The organism is Salegentibacter sp. BDJ18 (assembly GCF_017579965.1).
Taxonomy (GTDB): Bacteria; Bacteroidota; Bacteroidia; order Flavobacteriales; family Flavobacteriaceae; genus Salegentibacter.
This window is the reverse complement of the sequence record NZ_JAFLQX010000020.1, coordinates 37591-53115: the sequence shown is the minus strand read 5'-3', so window position 1 is coordinate 53115 and position 15525 is coordinate 37591. Positions and strand designations below refer to the sequence as shown.

The 15525-nt window shown below is 35.7% G+C and carries 16 protein-coding genes; 8 read left to right on the top strand and 8 right to left on the bottom strand.

The genetic code is table 11. The features are described from left to right. Positions 1 to 73: 73 nt before the first annotated feature. Entirely contained in the window at positions 74 to 1429 is a 1356-nt protein-coding gene (hemN, locus tag J0871_RS11435; RefSeq protein ID WP_208225363.1) for an oxygen-independent coproporphyrinogen III oxidase, read from the bottom strand. A gap of 402 nt (positions 1430 to 1831) precedes the next feature. Here hemN and J0871_RS11430 point away from each other — a divergent pair, with 402 nt between their 5' ends. The 8 genes from J0871_RS11430 to J0871_RS11395 all read left to right on the top strand — a co-directional run bounded on the left by J0871_RS11430 (position 1832) and on the right by J0871_RS11395 (position 8493). After that, positions 1832 to 2185 (top strand): SRPBCC domain-containing protein, encoded by a 354-nt coding sequence (locus J0871_RS11430; protein WP_208225396.1) that lies wholly within the window; start codon positions 1832 to 1834, stop codon positions 2183 to 2185. 78 nt (positions 2186 to 2263) lie between these two features. Next, positions 2264 to 3331, top strand: coding sequence for an AI-2E family transporter (locus J0871_RS11425; protein ID WP_208225362.1), 1068 nt, complete (start codon positions 2264 to 2266; stop codon positions 3329 to 3331). A gap of 37 nt (positions 3332 to 3368) precedes the next feature. Beyond that, positions 3369 to 4199, top strand: a complete 831-nt coding sequence (locus tag J0871_RS11420) for a DUF1853 family protein (RefSeq protein ID WP_208225360.1) — start codon at positions 3369 to 3371, stop codon at positions 4197 to 4199. A gap of 86 nt (positions 4200 to 4285) precedes the next feature. Continuing rightward, positions 4286 to 5164 (top strand): cation diffusion facilitator family transporter, encoded by an 879-nt coding sequence (locus J0871_RS11415; protein ID WP_208225358.1) that lies wholly within the window; start codon positions 4286 to 4288, stop codon positions 5162 to 5164. Positions 5165 to 5275: 111 nt separating this feature from the next. Further along, positions 5276 to 6436, top strand: a complete 1161-nt coding sequence (locus tag J0871_RS11410) for a hypothetical protein (RefSeq protein WP_208225356.1) — start codon at positions 5276 to 5278, stop codon at positions 6434 to 6436. Between the two features lie 220 nt (positions 6437 to 6656). Further along, positions 6657 to 7397: an NYN domain-containing protein gene (locus J0871_RS11405; RefSeq protein ID WP_075326785.1), complete on the top strand. Its 741-nt coding sequence runs from the start codon at positions 6657 to 6659 to the stop codon at positions 7395 to 7397. 79 nt (positions 7398 to 7476) lie between these two features. After that, positions 7477 to 7875: a heme-binding protein gene (locus J0871_RS11400; protein WP_208225355.1), complete on the top strand. Its 399-nt coding sequence runs from the start codon at positions 7477 to 7479 to the stop codon at positions 7873 to 7875. Positions 7876 to 7986: 111 nt separating this feature from the next. Further along, entirely contained in the window at positions 7987 to 8493 is a 507-nt protein-coding gene (locus J0871_RS11395) for a VOC family protein (RefSeq protein WP_243870481.1), read from the top strand. Positions 8494 to 8548: 55 nt separating this feature from the next. On the opposite strand, the gene hisIE is transcribed toward J0871_RS11395, so the two are convergent. The 7 genes from hisIE to hisD all read right to left on the bottom strand — a co-directional run bounded on the left by hisIE (position 8549) and on the right by hisD (position 15525). Next, positions 8549 to 9187 carry a bifunctional phosphoribosyl-AMP cyclohydrolase/phosphoribosyl-ATP diphosphatase HisIE gene (gene hisIE, locus J0871_RS11390; RefSeq protein ID WP_346014342.1) on the bottom strand — a complete coding sequence of 213 codons (639 nt, stop codon included), beginning with the start codon at positions 9185 to 9187 and terminating at the stop codon, positions 8549 to 8551. A gap of 196 nt (positions 9188 to 9383) precedes the next feature. Beyond that, entirely contained in the window at positions 9384 to 10139 is a 756-nt protein-coding gene (gene hisF / locus J0871_RS11385; protein WP_208225349.1) for an imidazole glycerol phosphate synthase subunit HisF, read from the bottom strand. 49 nt (positions 10140 to 10188) lie between these two features. Next, positions 10189 to 10926, bottom strand: coding sequence for a 1-(5-phosphoribosyl)-5-[(5-phosphoribosylamino)methylideneamino]imidazole-4-carboxamide isomerase (hisA, locus tag J0871_RS11380; RefSeq protein ID WP_208225348.1), 738 nt, complete (start codon positions 10924 to 10926; stop codon positions 10189 to 10191). Positions 10927 to 11100: 174 nt separating this feature from the next. Beyond that, positions 11101 to 11703 (bottom strand): imidazole glycerol phosphate synthase subunit HisH, encoded by a 603-nt coding sequence (gene hisH / locus J0871_RS11375; RefSeq protein ID WP_208225394.1) that lies wholly within the window; start codon positions 11701 to 11703, stop codon positions 11101 to 11103. Positions 11704 to 11816: 113 nt separating this feature from the next. Beyond that, complete coding sequence (hisB, locus tag J0871_RS11370; RefSeq protein ID WP_208225346.1) at positions 11817 to 12959, bottom strand: bifunctional histidinol-phosphatase/imidazoleglycerol-phosphate dehydratase HisB; 1143 nt, start codon at positions 12957 to 12959, stop codon at positions 11817 to 11819. A 118-nt stretch (positions 12960 to 13077) separates the two neighbouring features. After that, positions 13078 to 14124, bottom strand: a complete 1047-nt coding sequence (gene hisC / locus J0871_RS11365) for a histidinol-phosphate transaminase (protein WP_208225344.1) — start codon at positions 14122 to 14124, stop codon at positions 13078 to 13080. A 117-nt stretch (positions 14125 to 14241) separates the two neighbouring features. Next, on the bottom strand, positions 14242 to 15525 hold the full coding sequence (gene hisD / locus J0871_RS11360; RefSeq protein ID WP_208225342.1) for a histidinol dehydrogenase: 1284 nt from the start codon (positions 15523 to 15525) through the stop codon (positions 14242 to 14244).

Here is a 15525-nt window from a genome sequence, read left to right as displayed (position 1 = left end):
AAAAGAACCTTATAAACATAAAAAAGTCCGTCTGGGAATTTCCAGACGGACTTTTTTGTATTCTACTTTCAAACTAAACTGTCATAGAAAATAATTGGGTGTTTGGTTTTTGTGCCTGCATTCTTAAATCAAAAGCCATACAAATATTACGAACAAATGGTCTTCCCTTTTCGGGAATGGTTAAGCCTTTTTCAGAAAAACTAACGAGTCCATCAGCTTCCATTTCTCTTAATTTAATAAGTACTTCGGGTAATTCTTCAAAATAATCTTCGGGTGCGGTCCAACTCGTTTCCAGGCGACACATTAAGTTAAGAATGTGTTTTCTTATCACAAGATCTTCTTCATTTAAAATATGCCCCCGGAAAACCGGAATTATTCCCTCGGCAATAAGTTCCTGGTAAGTCTCAACCGATTTTTCATTTTGGGCAAAACCGTACCAGCTATCACTAATTGCTGAAACTCCCAGGCCAATCATAGACGCACCAGAAGAGGTGGTATACCCCATAAAATTACGGTGTAATGTTTTATCTTCTACCGCTTTATAAAGAGAATCGGTTTTAAGAGCAAAATGATCCATTCCTATTTCAATATATCCTGCTTCTTCCAGCATTTTTTTTCCCGTTTCATACATTTCACGTTTTTCATCGGCTCCGGGAAGGTCAGAGTCTTTGAAGCCGCGTTGCCCGTTTCCTTTTATCCACGGTACGTGCGCATAGCTGTAAAACGCAATACGATCTGGCATTAACTGCTTCGTTTTTTCAATAGTATCAATTATATCTTCTTTGGTTTGAAATGGTAAACCAAAAATAATATCATGTCCTACCGATGTAAACCCGGTTTCCCTGGCCTGTTCGGTGGCATTTTTTACGTTCTTAAAAGGTTGAATCCTATGAATTGCTTTTTGTACTTTTTCACTATAATCCTGCACGCCGTAACTTACTCTTCTAAAACCAAGATCGGCTAAAACCTTTAAATGTTCTTTGGTAGTATTATTTGGATGTCCTTCAAAACTTAATTCTGTGTTACAATCTCTTTCGGCTTTACGAAAAAGCATATTCAGTAAAAATTTAAGGTTCTCTGGAGCAAAGAAGGTTGGCGTACCCCCACCAAGATGCACTTCTCTAATAATTGGTTTTTCGCCCAGCAATTCTAAATAAAGATCCCATTCCCGTAACACGCTTTCTATATATGGCGTTTCTACCGAGTGCTTTTTTGTAATTCGCTTGTTACAGCCACAAAAAGTACAAAGGTTTTCACAAAACGGTAAATGTATGTAAAGGCTAATTTCTCTATTTTCCTGAAAGCTGCGTTTTAAACTGTGCTCCCAGGCACTTGCCGAAAAAGTATTGTCGTCCCAATATGGTACTGTTGGGTAGCTGGTATATCGTGGTCCCGGAACATTGTATTTACTAATAAGATTAGAAGACATAAAGCAATAGTTTTTTACAAAATTAAAATACGTGTGCTTTATTAGATATGAGTAAGATCAGGTTCTGTAGAAAAATTTGAACTAATATGGTTTTTTCTCCTTATAATTTAAAAAAACAGAATCTCTAATTTTGAGAATTAATATTTACGATTTTTATAATTTAACTTGTTAATTTTTCTTAAATTTAATTAAATAAGCAAAGGTGAAGCTGGTGATTTTTAATATTCGTCTTATAACAGTTAACCGCGATAAAATCTTATACGCTTCACGGTTTAATTAAAAAACTATTCTATGTCCCGAAAAATAAAGAAGGAAATTCGAATTAACGAAAATGGAGGTAAAGTATTTAATGCGCTAATAACTCCCAATTTAATTAAAGAATGGTGAGGTGCTTCTCAAGCCATTGTAGTACCAGATGAAGATGGCGTTTTTGCCTTAAGCTGGGGAGAAAATCCTGATAAAGCTGATTACATTGCGGCGGCAAAAATTTCAGAATTTAAACCCCACGTAAAACTTACCTTAAGCGATTATACCTATTTAGCCGATAATGAATATTTACCTTTTAAGGCAAAATTTAAAGTGAAATTCAGAATTCACTGTGAAACTAAATATTGTGTCCTAAAATTAGAACACTCAGGTTTTCCCAAAAAATCTGAAGCAGATCAATTTTACTCTGATTGTGAATCTGGTTGGGAAGAAAACCTTGAATCGCTAAAAAATCTTGTAGAACAGGAAAATGTGCCGGTTTATAGCTAAAATGTGCTTCATTTAAAGGAAGAGTAGAAAAATTAAATTTCTTTTTCTACCTTCAAAGTTTGAAACCAACTTTAAAAAATGAATTCGGCACCAAAAAACTTGCTTTATCCGCTTGTTGCCTTAATACTAGGCGCTTATTTTCTTTTCACAGGCCTGGTTGATGCTAAAGGCTTTCTAGCTCCCTTAGTAACCGCAATAATTCTCGCGCTGTTACTTATTCCATTGGCTAATCTTATGGAAGAAAAGCTAAACCGTCTTTTTTCATCACTTATAAGTACCGTTTTATTATTGCTATTTTCTTTTGGGGTTTTTATTTTACTTTCTTTTCGAATTAAAAATTTTGTAGACGACTGGGATAAAATTAAGGAGACCATGACGCCCAAAATTGAACAGCTACAAAATTATGCTTACGAGCATACCGCGTTAAGCAGTGAAGATTTAGAAGAATACAAGAAAGAAAATGATATAAAAAGTATGCTCACTTCTGGCGGAAATTCAGGACAAAAGGCCTTTAACTTTCTTAATTCTGTAACCAGCTTTTTTAGTAATTATTTACTCACTTTTATTTATATTTTTTTCCTGCTAAATTATAGAAGACGCTTCAAAATATTTATTCTAAAATTATTCTCCAATCAACGTAAAGAGGAAGTAAAGCAAATTATTGATGAAACTGCCCGGGTGGCGCAATTTTATTTAAGAGGAAAATTAATCTTAATTATAATCCTTTCTATTCTCTACAGTATAGGCCTGGGAATTTCGGGCGTGAATAATTATATTTTAATTGCAGTAATCGCTTCTTTTCTCACCCTTATTCCGTTTATAGGAAATATTATTGGGATGGGACTTGCCTTAATATTTGGTTACCTAACCCAGGGCGAAACCAGCATTTTAATTGGCGTAATTCTTACTTTTACAATAGTACAATTTATTGAAAGTTATGTTTTAGAACCATTTATTGTAGGTGACAAAGTTGATATTCATCCTTTTTTCGTAATCCTTGCCATAATTTTAGGAAATATGACTTGGGGCGTAATGGGAATGATATTGGCAATTCCGGTTTTAGGAATTTTAAATGTAATCTTTAATCACGTGCCATCTTTAAAACCTTTTGGATACCTGCTAAGCACAGATGAAGATAAAGATTAATTTATTTTTCTAAACTACTTAGTTCTAAATAAGAAGAATGCAAAATCGCGCCGAAAAGCAATTTCAGGGATTTTTAAAAACACCTCCCCTTTGGAGAAACTCATTTCAACAAATAGATCAGTTTAAACTTCCTGAAATTGACCAGCCATTAAAGCAGCCCATAACCAAAGATTTACCTTCGCTTTCATCAAATTTTGTAATGGGAAAGCGGGTAGAACGATTTTTTAAATGGATAATTAACCAAAATCCAAATTATAATTTGCTGGCTGAAAATATGCAAATTAGTCGCAATAAAATTACCCTTGGCGAACTAGATTTTCTTGTTGAAGACTTAATAAATAGGCAGGTAAGTCATATTGAAATGGTTTATAAATTCTATGTTTACGATCCTTCTTTTTCAACAGAAATGCAACGCTGGATAGGCCCCAACCGCCGGGATACTTTATTGCAAAAAACCGGGAAATTAATAGAAAAACAGTTCCCCCTACTTTACAAACCCGAAACCGAAGAAGTATTGAATTCTTTAGGTGTGAAACCAAAAGAAATATTACAGCAAACCTGTTTTAAAGCTAATTTATTTGTGCCGAAGCATCTTGAGGAAAAACAATTCCCGGTAATAAATAATGAATGTATTGCGGGAATATGGCTTCATTTTAAAGATTTTCTTTCAGCTGAATATCATACGTTACAATTTTACGCTCCAAAAAAGCAAGACTGGCTAATTTTACCACAACACGGCGAAAACTGGGTTAATCATTCAGAAATAATTGCTCAAATTGAAAATTCATTCCAAAGGAAAAAAGCGCCATTAATTTGGGTAAAAAAACCGGGAAATAAATTTGAACGGCTATTTGTTGTTTGGTGGTAGATTAGACGATTTTTGGAGAAACACTGGTTTAAATCCAGAGAATAATATTATTCCCATTAAATTTGCAGGCTGAACCACACCGCACAATGGATCAAAGCACCAATGAAGCAATAAAGGCCTCCTGGCTTAGCATTATAGGAAATGCTTTATTGGCTATTGCAAAATTTATCACCGGGGTTTTTGGAAATTCTTACGCCTTAATCGCTGATGCCATTGAATCTACCACCGATGTTTTTTCGTCATTTTTAGTATTATTAGGACTTAAATATTCGAGTCGCCCGCCAGATAAAAATCATCCTTACGGCCACGGAAAGGCAGAACCTTTAATGACATTTGCCGTAGTAGGGTTTTTGGTAGTTTCAGCCACAGTTATCGCTTACGAAAGTATAGAACATATTAGAACCCCGCACAAAGTTCCCGAACCTTATACCCTTATTGTTCTTGCAGTAATTATAATTATTAAAGAATATTTTTACAGAAAAGTTTCTAAAAAAGGCAATGAAACAAACAGCACCTCATTAAAAGCTGATGCCTGGCACCATCGTAGCGATGCCATTACTTCATTAATGGCATTTATAGGAATTTCTATCGCACTTTTTATGGGAAAAGGTTACGAAACGGCAGATGACTGGGCTGCGCTTTTTGCTTCCGGATTTATTTTATACAATGCCTATCTTATTTTACGCCCAGCACTTGGCGAAGTAATGGACGAGCATATGTATGATGATATGATTGGTGAGATTAGAGAAATATCTAGTGGCGTTCCAGGAGTTTTAGATACCGAAAAATGCTATGTTAGAAAAACCGGAATGACCTACCACGTAGATCTCCATATAACCGTAAATGCTGAAATTAGTGTAAAAAAAGGTCACGATATTGCTCACAATGTAAAAAATGAACTCCTGGCCCACTTCCCCGAAATTTTTGACGTGCTTATTCACGTTGAACCCGATGATTTCTATTAAATCTAAACTTTGACATCTTCTTAAGATTAGCGTTAAAGCCCTGCTAAACCCCATTGAAATAAAGCGAAATCAACTTATCTTGAATAAATAGTTAACCAAAAAATTAGTAAGATGAGTTTGATAAATGAAAAAGACTTGCAAAAATTAAGCAATCAAGAAAATAAAACCTGTATTTCTATTTTTATTCCTACTCAAAGAGGAGGAAAAGAAGTGCTGGAAGAAAAAAATAAAACCCACCTAAAATCTCTTTGGAAAGAAGTTGGTAATGAACTTAAGAAGAAAGATATTTCTGAAGAGAAAATTCAGGAAATTGGTAAACCTATAGAAGAACTTCTTAATGATAAATCTTTTTGGCGCCATCAAAGCGACGGACTCGCAATTTTTGCTGCTGAAGGATTTTTTGAAAAGTACACCCTGCCGGTAAACTTTGAAACGCATACTTATATTTCAAATGAGTTTTATATAAAACCATTGGTCCCCATGTTTTCTGAAGATACCCGTTTCTATTTGTTGGCACTTCAATTAGAAGATGTGGTTTTATATGAAGCTACCAAATACAGCATAGGCCAGGTAGATGTAGACGATTTAACACCTTCCCGCTTGGAAGAACGCGTAGGTTTTGATTATAAACAAAAACATTTAGATTTTAGAAGCCAGGGCGCCGGTGGAGAAAAAACCATTTTTCATGGGCACGGCAGTGGTAGCGAAGAAGAACGAAAAGAAGAAATTCTAAAGTATTTTAGAGCTATAGATAAAGGTCTGGATACTATTCTACACAACGAAAATGTTCCACTGGTAGTATCTACTCAAGATTATCTTTTCCCTATTTATAAGGATGTAAACACTTATAAACATTTGTTTGATAAAGTGGTTCCCGGTAACCCATCTGATACCGATATGTTTGGATTACATGAAAAAGCGTTGCAAACTGTAGAACCATATCTTGAAAAAACAAAAAGGGATAAAATGAAGAAATTTGAAGAACTGAATAATACCGAAAGTACCGGCACATCAGTAACCGATATTCTCCCGGCAATACAACAAGGAAAAGTAGATACTTTATTCCTGGAAAATAGAAATGAAATCTGGGGCACTTACAATAATGATAATATGAATGTGAGTATAGATAATGAGCAAACGAGTAAGAACTATTCATTAATGAACTGGGCTGCCAAAGAAGTTTTAAGACAGGGAGGAAATGTTTTTCTAATTCCTGACGCCCAAATGCCAGATAAAAATTCAAAAATGAATGCACTTTATCGTTTTAACTAGTAATTACCTTTTTAAGGTTTTCTTTATTACCGAGTAAAACTATTAAGTTATCTAACAAGGAAAAGACGGCCTACAGCCGTCTTTTTTATGCAAAAAAAGTATCTTTACTCGATAATCGAGATTAAATGTTCCCAAGCTTAACTCAAAATTAAATTATATTTTCCAATAATAATGCTTCGTGAGCTTGCTCCGGAGTAGTTGACTTTAAATAATAGATTCTATGGAAACCAACCTAGCGGTACTAATTGATGGTGATAATATACCATCAGCATATATAAAAGAAATGATGGAAGAGATTGCCAAGTACGGTAATCCCACTATTAAAAGGATTTATGGTGACTGGACAAAACCCCATTTGGTAAAATGGAAAAATGTTTTGTTGGAAAACGCAATAAACCCTATTCAGCAATATGGTTACACCCAGGGGAAAAACGCGACAGATTCTGCAATGATCATAGACGCCATGGATATTTTATATTCAGATAAAGTAGATGGTTTTTGCCTGGTTTCCAGCGATAGTGATTTCACAAGATTAGCTACAAGACTGCGTGAAGCAGGAAAAAATGTAATTGGAATTGGAGAAAAGAAAACCCCGGAACCATTTATTGTAGCTTGCGACCGCTTTATTTATATTGAAATTTTAAAGAGTTCTGATAAGGATAATGAGCAAGAAAGCGAAAAAGGTGGAAAAACTTCCAAAAAGAAAAACGTAGATAAAATTACTCCAAAAGTGGTAAGGCTTATTTCTCAAACAATTTCAGATGTTGCCGATGAAGACGGTTGGGCATTTCTGGGCGATGTAGGAAGCTTGCTTCAAAAGAAACAACCTAATTTTGATTCGCGTAACTATGGCTTTCAGAAACTTACCCCAATGATTCATTCTATAGATAAATTTGAAATTGAATCCCGTACCAATCAAAGCAGTAAATTCAAATTAATTTACGTGAGGAACAAAGATTAAATATTCGTTATATTCCTCTTAAAATCAATATATTCCGTTTTTGATTATATAATTTAGGACAAATTAAAAACCTTAAATTATGAATATCACTTTAGCACAAGCACAAAAAGTAATTGCTGCCGCCGAAAAGAAATCGAAAGAATTAGATGTGAAAATGGATATTGCGGTAGTAGACTCTGGCGCAAACTTAACTGCATTCGCCAGGATGGACGGCGCCTGGCTAGGCTCGGTAGATATTGCCATTAAAAAGGCTAAGACTGCCAGGTTTTTTGATATGAATACTGGAGAAATTGGAAAATTGTCACAACCCGGCGAATCACTTTTCAATATTGAGCATTCCAACAACGGACTTATCACGTTTCCTGGTGGCGTGCCTTTAAAAAATAAAAGCGGTGAAATTATTGGAGCTGTAGGAGTTTCTGGAAGTTCTGTAGAAAACGATCACGCAGTTGCAAATTATGCTGCGGAAAGCATTTAGAGTATTAAAATGAAAACTAATATGTAATGGAAGTCCTATTTTCGGCTTCCATTATATCTTACTTATATATTTGTTTAGAGAATTTAAAATTGAGCTAACCGGCAAAGATTGATGTTATTACTACAGCTAAATACTGGTTTCATTAAACAACAAAACTATATGAAAAAATCATTGATTTTAATTCCCTTATTCTTCATATTTATTACGCTTTCTACAAAAGCTCAGGAACTTAATTCTAAAATCACTATCGATCATATCGCAGTTTATGTAGTTGATCTTGAAAAAAGCACCAATTTCTATGAAAACATCATTGGGTTAGAAAAAATACCCGAACCTTTTAAGGATGGCAAACATACCTGGTTTACTTTAGGGTCAAATGTTCAACTGCATTTAATTAAAGGTGCCTCTACAACTATTGAACCCGATAAAAACAGCCATCTTTCGCTGTCTGTTCCATCTGTTCCTGATTTTATTAAGGTTTTAGAAAAAAATAAAATACCTTATGAAAACTGGCTAGGAGAAAAACAAACGGTTACCAATCGCGTTGACGCAGTAAAACAAATTTATATCACCGACCCAGATGGAAACTGGTTAGAAATAAATGATGCAAAGAAATAATGCTGCATTTAGCAAACTAACAACAGTTCATTCAAATATACCTGGTTAAGTTTCTTTAATGTCTCTTTTCCAGAACTTCAACGATATCTTTTAAAGAATATCCCTTTGCTTTTAACAGAATCAAGTAATGAAAAAGTAAATCGGCGCTTTCATTTAGGAACAACTCTTCGTTATCATCTTTGGCTTCAATAACCGTTTCTACAGCCTCCTCACCTACTTTTTGAGCTATTTTATTCATACCCGCATCAAAAAGCGAAACCACATACGAGTTTTTATCTTCTCGTAACTCAGGCTCCACCTCGCTCATTCTTTTTCGTTTGGCGATAATTCCCTCCAGTTGAGAAAGAAAACCGAAATTAGGCTCATTATCCTCTGCCCAGCAAGTATCAGTTCCTTTATGGCAGGTTGGACCTTCGGGATTAACTGAAATTAGCAAGGTATCATTATCACAATCATTTTTAATATTGACTAAATGAAGGTAATTGCCGCTTTCTTCGCCTTTGGTCCACAAACGGTTTTTGGTCCTACTGAAAAAAGTGACTTTCTTGGTTTCATTAGTTTTCAAAAATGCCTCCTCGTTCATATATCCCAGCATCAACACATTTTTAGTTGATGCATCCTGAATTATCGCAGGAACAAGTCCGTCGTTATTTTTATTAAAATCTATATTCATCTTTATTTTTTTATACGTCATCCTGAATTTATTTCAGGATGTATATTTGTATTAATTGAAACTGTTTTATAAGCTTTGAAAACCCTTATGCTAACCTAAAGCTTCAGGATTATTTCAAACTAGTTAGAAGCTGAAACAAGTTCAGCTTGACGAAATATAACACCAACCAAGCTTGTTTCTCTATTCTATCTTCTCTTCTCTTTTTTCTGGCTATTATTTAAAGCCGAACTTCCACTCCATTTCTACGAAGTTCTTCTTTTAAATCTTTAATCTCAATTTCTTTAAAGTGAAAAACACTGGCCGCAAGTGCTGCATCAGCTTTTCCTTCAATAAAAGTATCACAAAAATGCTGCATATTTCCGGCACCACCTGAGGCGATTATTGGAATATTTAATTCTGACGATAAAACTGCCAGGGCTTCATTAGCAAAGCCTTCTTTAGTTCCATCATTATTCATAGAAGTAAATAAGATCTCACCGGCACCACGCTCTTCAACTTCTTTCGCCCATTGAAATAAATTGATATCAGTAGGCACTTTTCCCCCTACCAGGTGCACCAACCATTCGCTGTTTACCTGCTTGGCATCTATCGCCACCGTTATACACTGACTTCCAAATTTAGCAGCGAGCTCGTTAATTAGACCAGGATTTTTCACCGCCGAAGAATTTATAGAAACTTTATCGGCGCCATTTTTTAGCAAAATATCCACATCTTCCACTGATGAAATTCCACCGCCAACGGTAAAAGGAATATTTACTTTTTCGGCAACCCGTTTAACCAAATTGGCCAGGGTTTTTCGCTTCTCTTCAGTAGCCGAGATATCCAGAAAAACCAATTCATCTGCACCAGACTTAGCATAGATCTCAGCCAATTCTACAGGATCACCGGCATCGCGTAAATCTATAAAATTTACGCCTTTAACGGTTCTTCCGTCTTTAATATCCAGGCAGGGTATAATACGTTTTGTGAGCATTTTAAAGGTTTTGTATTAATTAAATACTTTTTAATTCCCCCTTTGGCTGCTAGGGGGCTATAATAAATCTCTCTAATTCTTTCATTTGGATACGGCCTTCATAAATCGCTTTTCCTATTATAGTGCCTTCGCAGCCAAGTTCAGCCAGTTTCGGTAACTCGCTAAAAGTAGAGATTCCGCCCGAAGCTATAAGTTTTAGTTTTTTATCTTCTGATGAAGTCTCTTCCAGAATTCTGCGGTAAAGTTCAAAGGAAGGACCTTCCAGCATCCCATCTTTAGAGATATCGGTGCAAATTACATAGTTTATCCCCTCCTCCTGGTACTCCTGAATAAAAGGGATCAGTTCTTTATTAGATTCTTCCTGCCAGCCGCTAACCGCAATTTTTTCATTATTAGCATCAGCTCCCAAAATTATTTTTTCCGAACCAAATTTCTGAATCCAGGATTTAAAAATATCAGGATCTTTGACCGCGATACTCCCTCCGGTAATTTGATGAGCTCCACATTCAAAGGCAATTTGCAAATCTTTATCGGTTTTTAATCCACCCCCAAAATCAACTTTTAAGTTGGTTTTTGAAGCGATCTCTTCCAGGATTTTATGGTTTACGATGTTTTTTGATTTTGCACCATCTAAATCTACCAAATGTAAGTACTGAATTCCGTGCGCCTCAAAATTTTTGGCTACTTCTAGCGGATTTTCATTATAAATTTTCTTGGTATTATAATCACCTTTAGAAAGACGAACACATTTACCTTCAATTATATCTATAGCGGGAATTATTCTCATTTTTGTTTTTACTTATTGTTTTGCCACGAATTCACTAATAATTTATTTTATTATCAATTTTGCTTTTCTAGGTCATTACGAGCGACAAAGGAGGGTGGTAATCTTTTGATAGAAGTTTTCTAATTAAAAAGATTGCTTCAGTCGTGCCCCATCGCAAGGACATATTCTTTAAATCTACTTTACCGTGTTGGATTGGGTGACTTTCAAAAAATTCTCCAGAATTTTCTCCCCTGCATCGCTGCTCTTTTCCGGGTGAAATTGTACACCATAAAAATTATCTTTCAGAATAGCTGACGTGTATTCTACTCCATACTGTGTTGAAGCTATGGTTTCAGCGCATTCCTTTACATAAAAACTATGTACCAAATACACGAATTCTCCTTCTGAAATTCCATCAAACAACTCTGACCTTAAATCATAAATTTTATTCCACCCAATTTGCGGAACTTTTAGTTTATTATTGAATTTCACAACATCAGCATGAAAAATTCCAAGTCCGTTTGTATCTCCTTCCTCGCAATAAGTACACATTAACTGCATTCCCAAACAAATTCCTAAAACCGGCTGTTTTAAAGTAGGAATTACTTTATCTAAACCGGTAGACTTTAGCATTTTCATTGCGCTGCTGGCCTCGCCCACTCCAGGGAAAATTACTTTATCTGCTGACTTTATTTCTTCGACATTACTGCTTAAAATCGCCTCATACCCAAGTCTCTTTATCGCAAATTTGATACTTTGAATATTACCTGCTCCGTAATCTATTATTACAATCTTCAAGCCCCCTCCGGCTCCCCCTAAGGGGGAGGGCTTTTTATTTATTTCATTCTCAATTTTCAAAATCTAAACATTTTTTAGTTCACGTTATTCCCCCTTCGGGGGCTAGGGGGCTTTTAAAGCATTCCTTTAGTCGATGGAAGTATCATTTTTTCAGCATCGCGTTTTACCGCTACTTTAATTGCTTTGGCAAAAGCTTTAAATATCGCTTCAATTTTATGATGCTCATTTTGTCCTTCAGCTTTTACATTGAGATTGGCCTTAGCACCATCGGTAAATGATTTAAAGAAATGATAGAACATCTCTGTAGGCATTTTTCCTACCATTTCTCGTTTAAATTCGGTTTCCCAAACTATCCAATTTCTACCACCAAAATCTATGGCCACCTGTGCCAGGCAATCGTCCATAGGCAGGCAAAAACCGTATCGTTCTATTCCAAGTTTATTACCCAAAGCTTTGCTGAAAACCTCTCCAAGCGCAATTGCCGTATCTTCTATGGTATGGTGCTCATCAACTTCCAGATCTCCTTTAACATTCACGGTAAGATCCATTTGGCCGTGACGTGCAATCTGATCTAGCATATGGTCAAAAAATGCAATTCCTGTACTAATATCAGATTTTCCGGTACCATCTAAATTTAGTTGAATAAAGATATCGGTTTCATTGGTTTTCCTTGAAATTTCAGCGGTTCTATCATCTAGCTTTAGGAATTCATAAATCTCTTTCCAACTATCGGTTTTTAAAGCAATAGTTTCTTTAACTTTTTCCTGATCATTTTTAACTTCATCAGTTGCAAGATCTTCGTGAGTATCTATAAAAATGCCTTTTCCTCCAAAATTATAAGCAAATTCAATATCTGTAAGTCGGTCTCCGACCATAAAAGAATTTTTCAGATCGTAGTTTACTTCGTTATTTAGATATTTCTCTTCTAAAAGTCCGGTATTGGGTTTTCGGGTAGGAGAATTATCTTTTGCAAAAGTACGATCCATTAGCACTTCCTTGAATTCCACTCCTTCATTTTTAAAGGTTTGAAGAATAAAGTTTTGAATAGGCCAAAAGTCTTTTTCAGGATAGGCTTCTGTTCCCAGACCATCCTGATTGGTTACCATTACCAACTCAAAATCCAGTTCTTTGGCAATTTTCTTTAAATAATATAAAGCTTCCGGATAAAATTCCAGCTTTTCAATACTGTCAACCTGGAAATCTTCCGGCTCGTGAATTAAAGTCCCGTCACGATCTATAAATAATACTTTTTTCATAATCTATTTTTTCTACGATGGTCTAACCACCACGTCAAGCTGAACTTGTTTCAGCTTATAACATGTTTTTTATGCTAACAACTTAGATCCTGAAACAAGTTCAGGATGACGCTTACATTTAATCTATATCTTTCAATGCCTTCAGTAATTTCTCATTCTCCTCTCCAGTTCCAACCGTAAACCGTAAGGTATTTTCACAAAGCGGTTGTGTAGTTCGGTTTCTAATTACTATACCTTTTTCTATTAGTTGATCATATCTTTTATTTGCATTATCTACTTTCACCAATATAAAATTAGCGTCTGAAGCATATATTTTTTCAATAAAATTCACTTCAACTAATGCTTCACTTAAAAGAGCTCTTTCCTTCAGTAAATCAGATATTTCCGAATCCACTTTTTCCTTATTCAGTACGCGATCTAAAGCTCTTAGCTGAGTTAATTCGTTTACATTATAGGGAGGTTTTATTTTATTTAAAATCTCAATAATTTCTACGGAAGCATAACAAATTCCAAGTCTAATTCCTGCCATTCCAAATGCTTTTGAAAGCGTTTGGGTGATCACCAAATTTGGATATTGTTCCAGTTTATTTAGCCAGCTTTCTTCAGTTGAAAAATCAATATAGGCTTCATCGATAATTACTAATCCCTTAAAATTTTCAAGAATATGGCTGATTTTTTCTTCTGAAAATGAGTTTCCGGTAGGATTATTCGGCGAACATAAAAAGATCATTTTTGTGTTTTGGTCTACCGAATTCAGAATTTCTTCAATATTTGGTTCAAAATCTGAATTCAGCAAAACTTCCCTATTCTCAATATTATTGATATTGGCCAACACCTTATACATTCCATAAGTTGGTGGTAAAGTAATCACATTATCCTCGCCAGGCTCACAAAACGCCCTAAATAATAGATCCAGCACTTCATCGCTCCCATTTCCCAATAAAATATGCTCGGTCGAAACATTTTTGATTTTTGCCAATTCCGCCTTTAGGTTGCGTTGTTGCGGATCTGGATAACGGTTAACATCGGTTTGAAACGGATTTTCATTAGCATCCAGAAAAACCATTTCTGAGCCCGTAGACTGATATTCATCCCTGGCGGAAGAATAAGGTTTTAAACCGGCCACATTTGGCCTTACCAGGTTATTTATATTGAATTCTTTCATTCTATTTAAATGGTCTTAAATCGTCATTCTGTCCCGACTCTTCGGGATTATTTCAGAATCTGAAAATCTACTTAAGTTAGACCCTGAAACGAGTTCAGGGTGACGTTATTTTTAAAATTATTTCAATTCCTTTAATCGCAATGTCACCGCATTTTTGTGCGCCTCCAAACCTTCGGCTTCAGCCATTAATTCTATGGCTGGTCCAATACCACGAATACCATCTTCTGATATTTTTTGAAAAGTCATACTCTTCATAAAACTATCAAGGTTTACACCGCTGTATTGCTTGGCGTAGCCATTAGTTGGCAAAGTATGGTTTGTTCCTGAAGCATAATCGCCAGCACTTTCCGGGGTATAGTTCCCTATAAAAACCGAACCTGCATTCTGAATTCCTTCAGTAAAAAAGGCCTCATCATCAGCACAAATAATAAAATGCTCTGGCCCATATTCGTCAATTAACTCCAGCGCGTCTTCTTTCTTTTCAACATAAATTAGTCTCGAATGAGCTATTGCCTTTTCAGCAATACTTTTCCTGGGTAAAACTTCTAACTGACTTTCTACCTCTTTCTCTACTGCTTCAATTAGGTTTTTGGAAGTAGAAACAAGAATTACCTGGCTATCTGCACCGTGTTCTGCCTGACTTAAAAGATCTGAAGCAACAAAAGCAGCATTGGAAGAATCATCGGCGAAAACTAATAATTCTGATGGCCCGGCAGGCATATCTATCGCTACATTATGGCGGGTTGCCAGTTGTTTAGCCACGGTAACAAATTGATTTCCGGGACCAAAGATCTTGTAAACTTTAGGAATACTTTCTGTCCCAAAGGTCATAGCCGCAATCGCCTGGATTCCCCCAACTTTATATATTTTGGTAACGCCACACAGTTCGGCGGTGTATAAAATGGCTGGATGCACATTTCCGTTCTTATCTGGCGGAGTACAAAGCACAATTTCCTTACAACCAGCAATATTTGCGGGTGCGGCTAACATTAAAATAGTAGAAAATAAAGGAGCGCTGCCGCCGGGAATATACAACCCAACTTTTTGAATCGCCCTCTTTTCCTGCCAGCATTTTACGCCGTTGGTAGTTTCAATTTCAATTCTATCGGTTTTCTGGGCGGTGTGAAATTTTTCAATATTACTTTTCGCCAGTTTTATGGCTCCTTTCAATTCTTCGGAAACCTCATTTGCAGCGGTGTTTACTTCTTTTTCTGTAACCTGAGTATTTGCGAGGTTTATGCCATCAAAAAGTTCGGTATATTTCGAAACCGCGGCGTCCCCTTTGGTTTTAACTTCAGCAAAAACCTGATTTACCGTTTCTTCAATATCTTCTACGGTTTGGGTGGGTCTTTTTAAAATTTCAGGCCATTCGGCTTTAGTAGGATTAAAAAACTTTTTCAT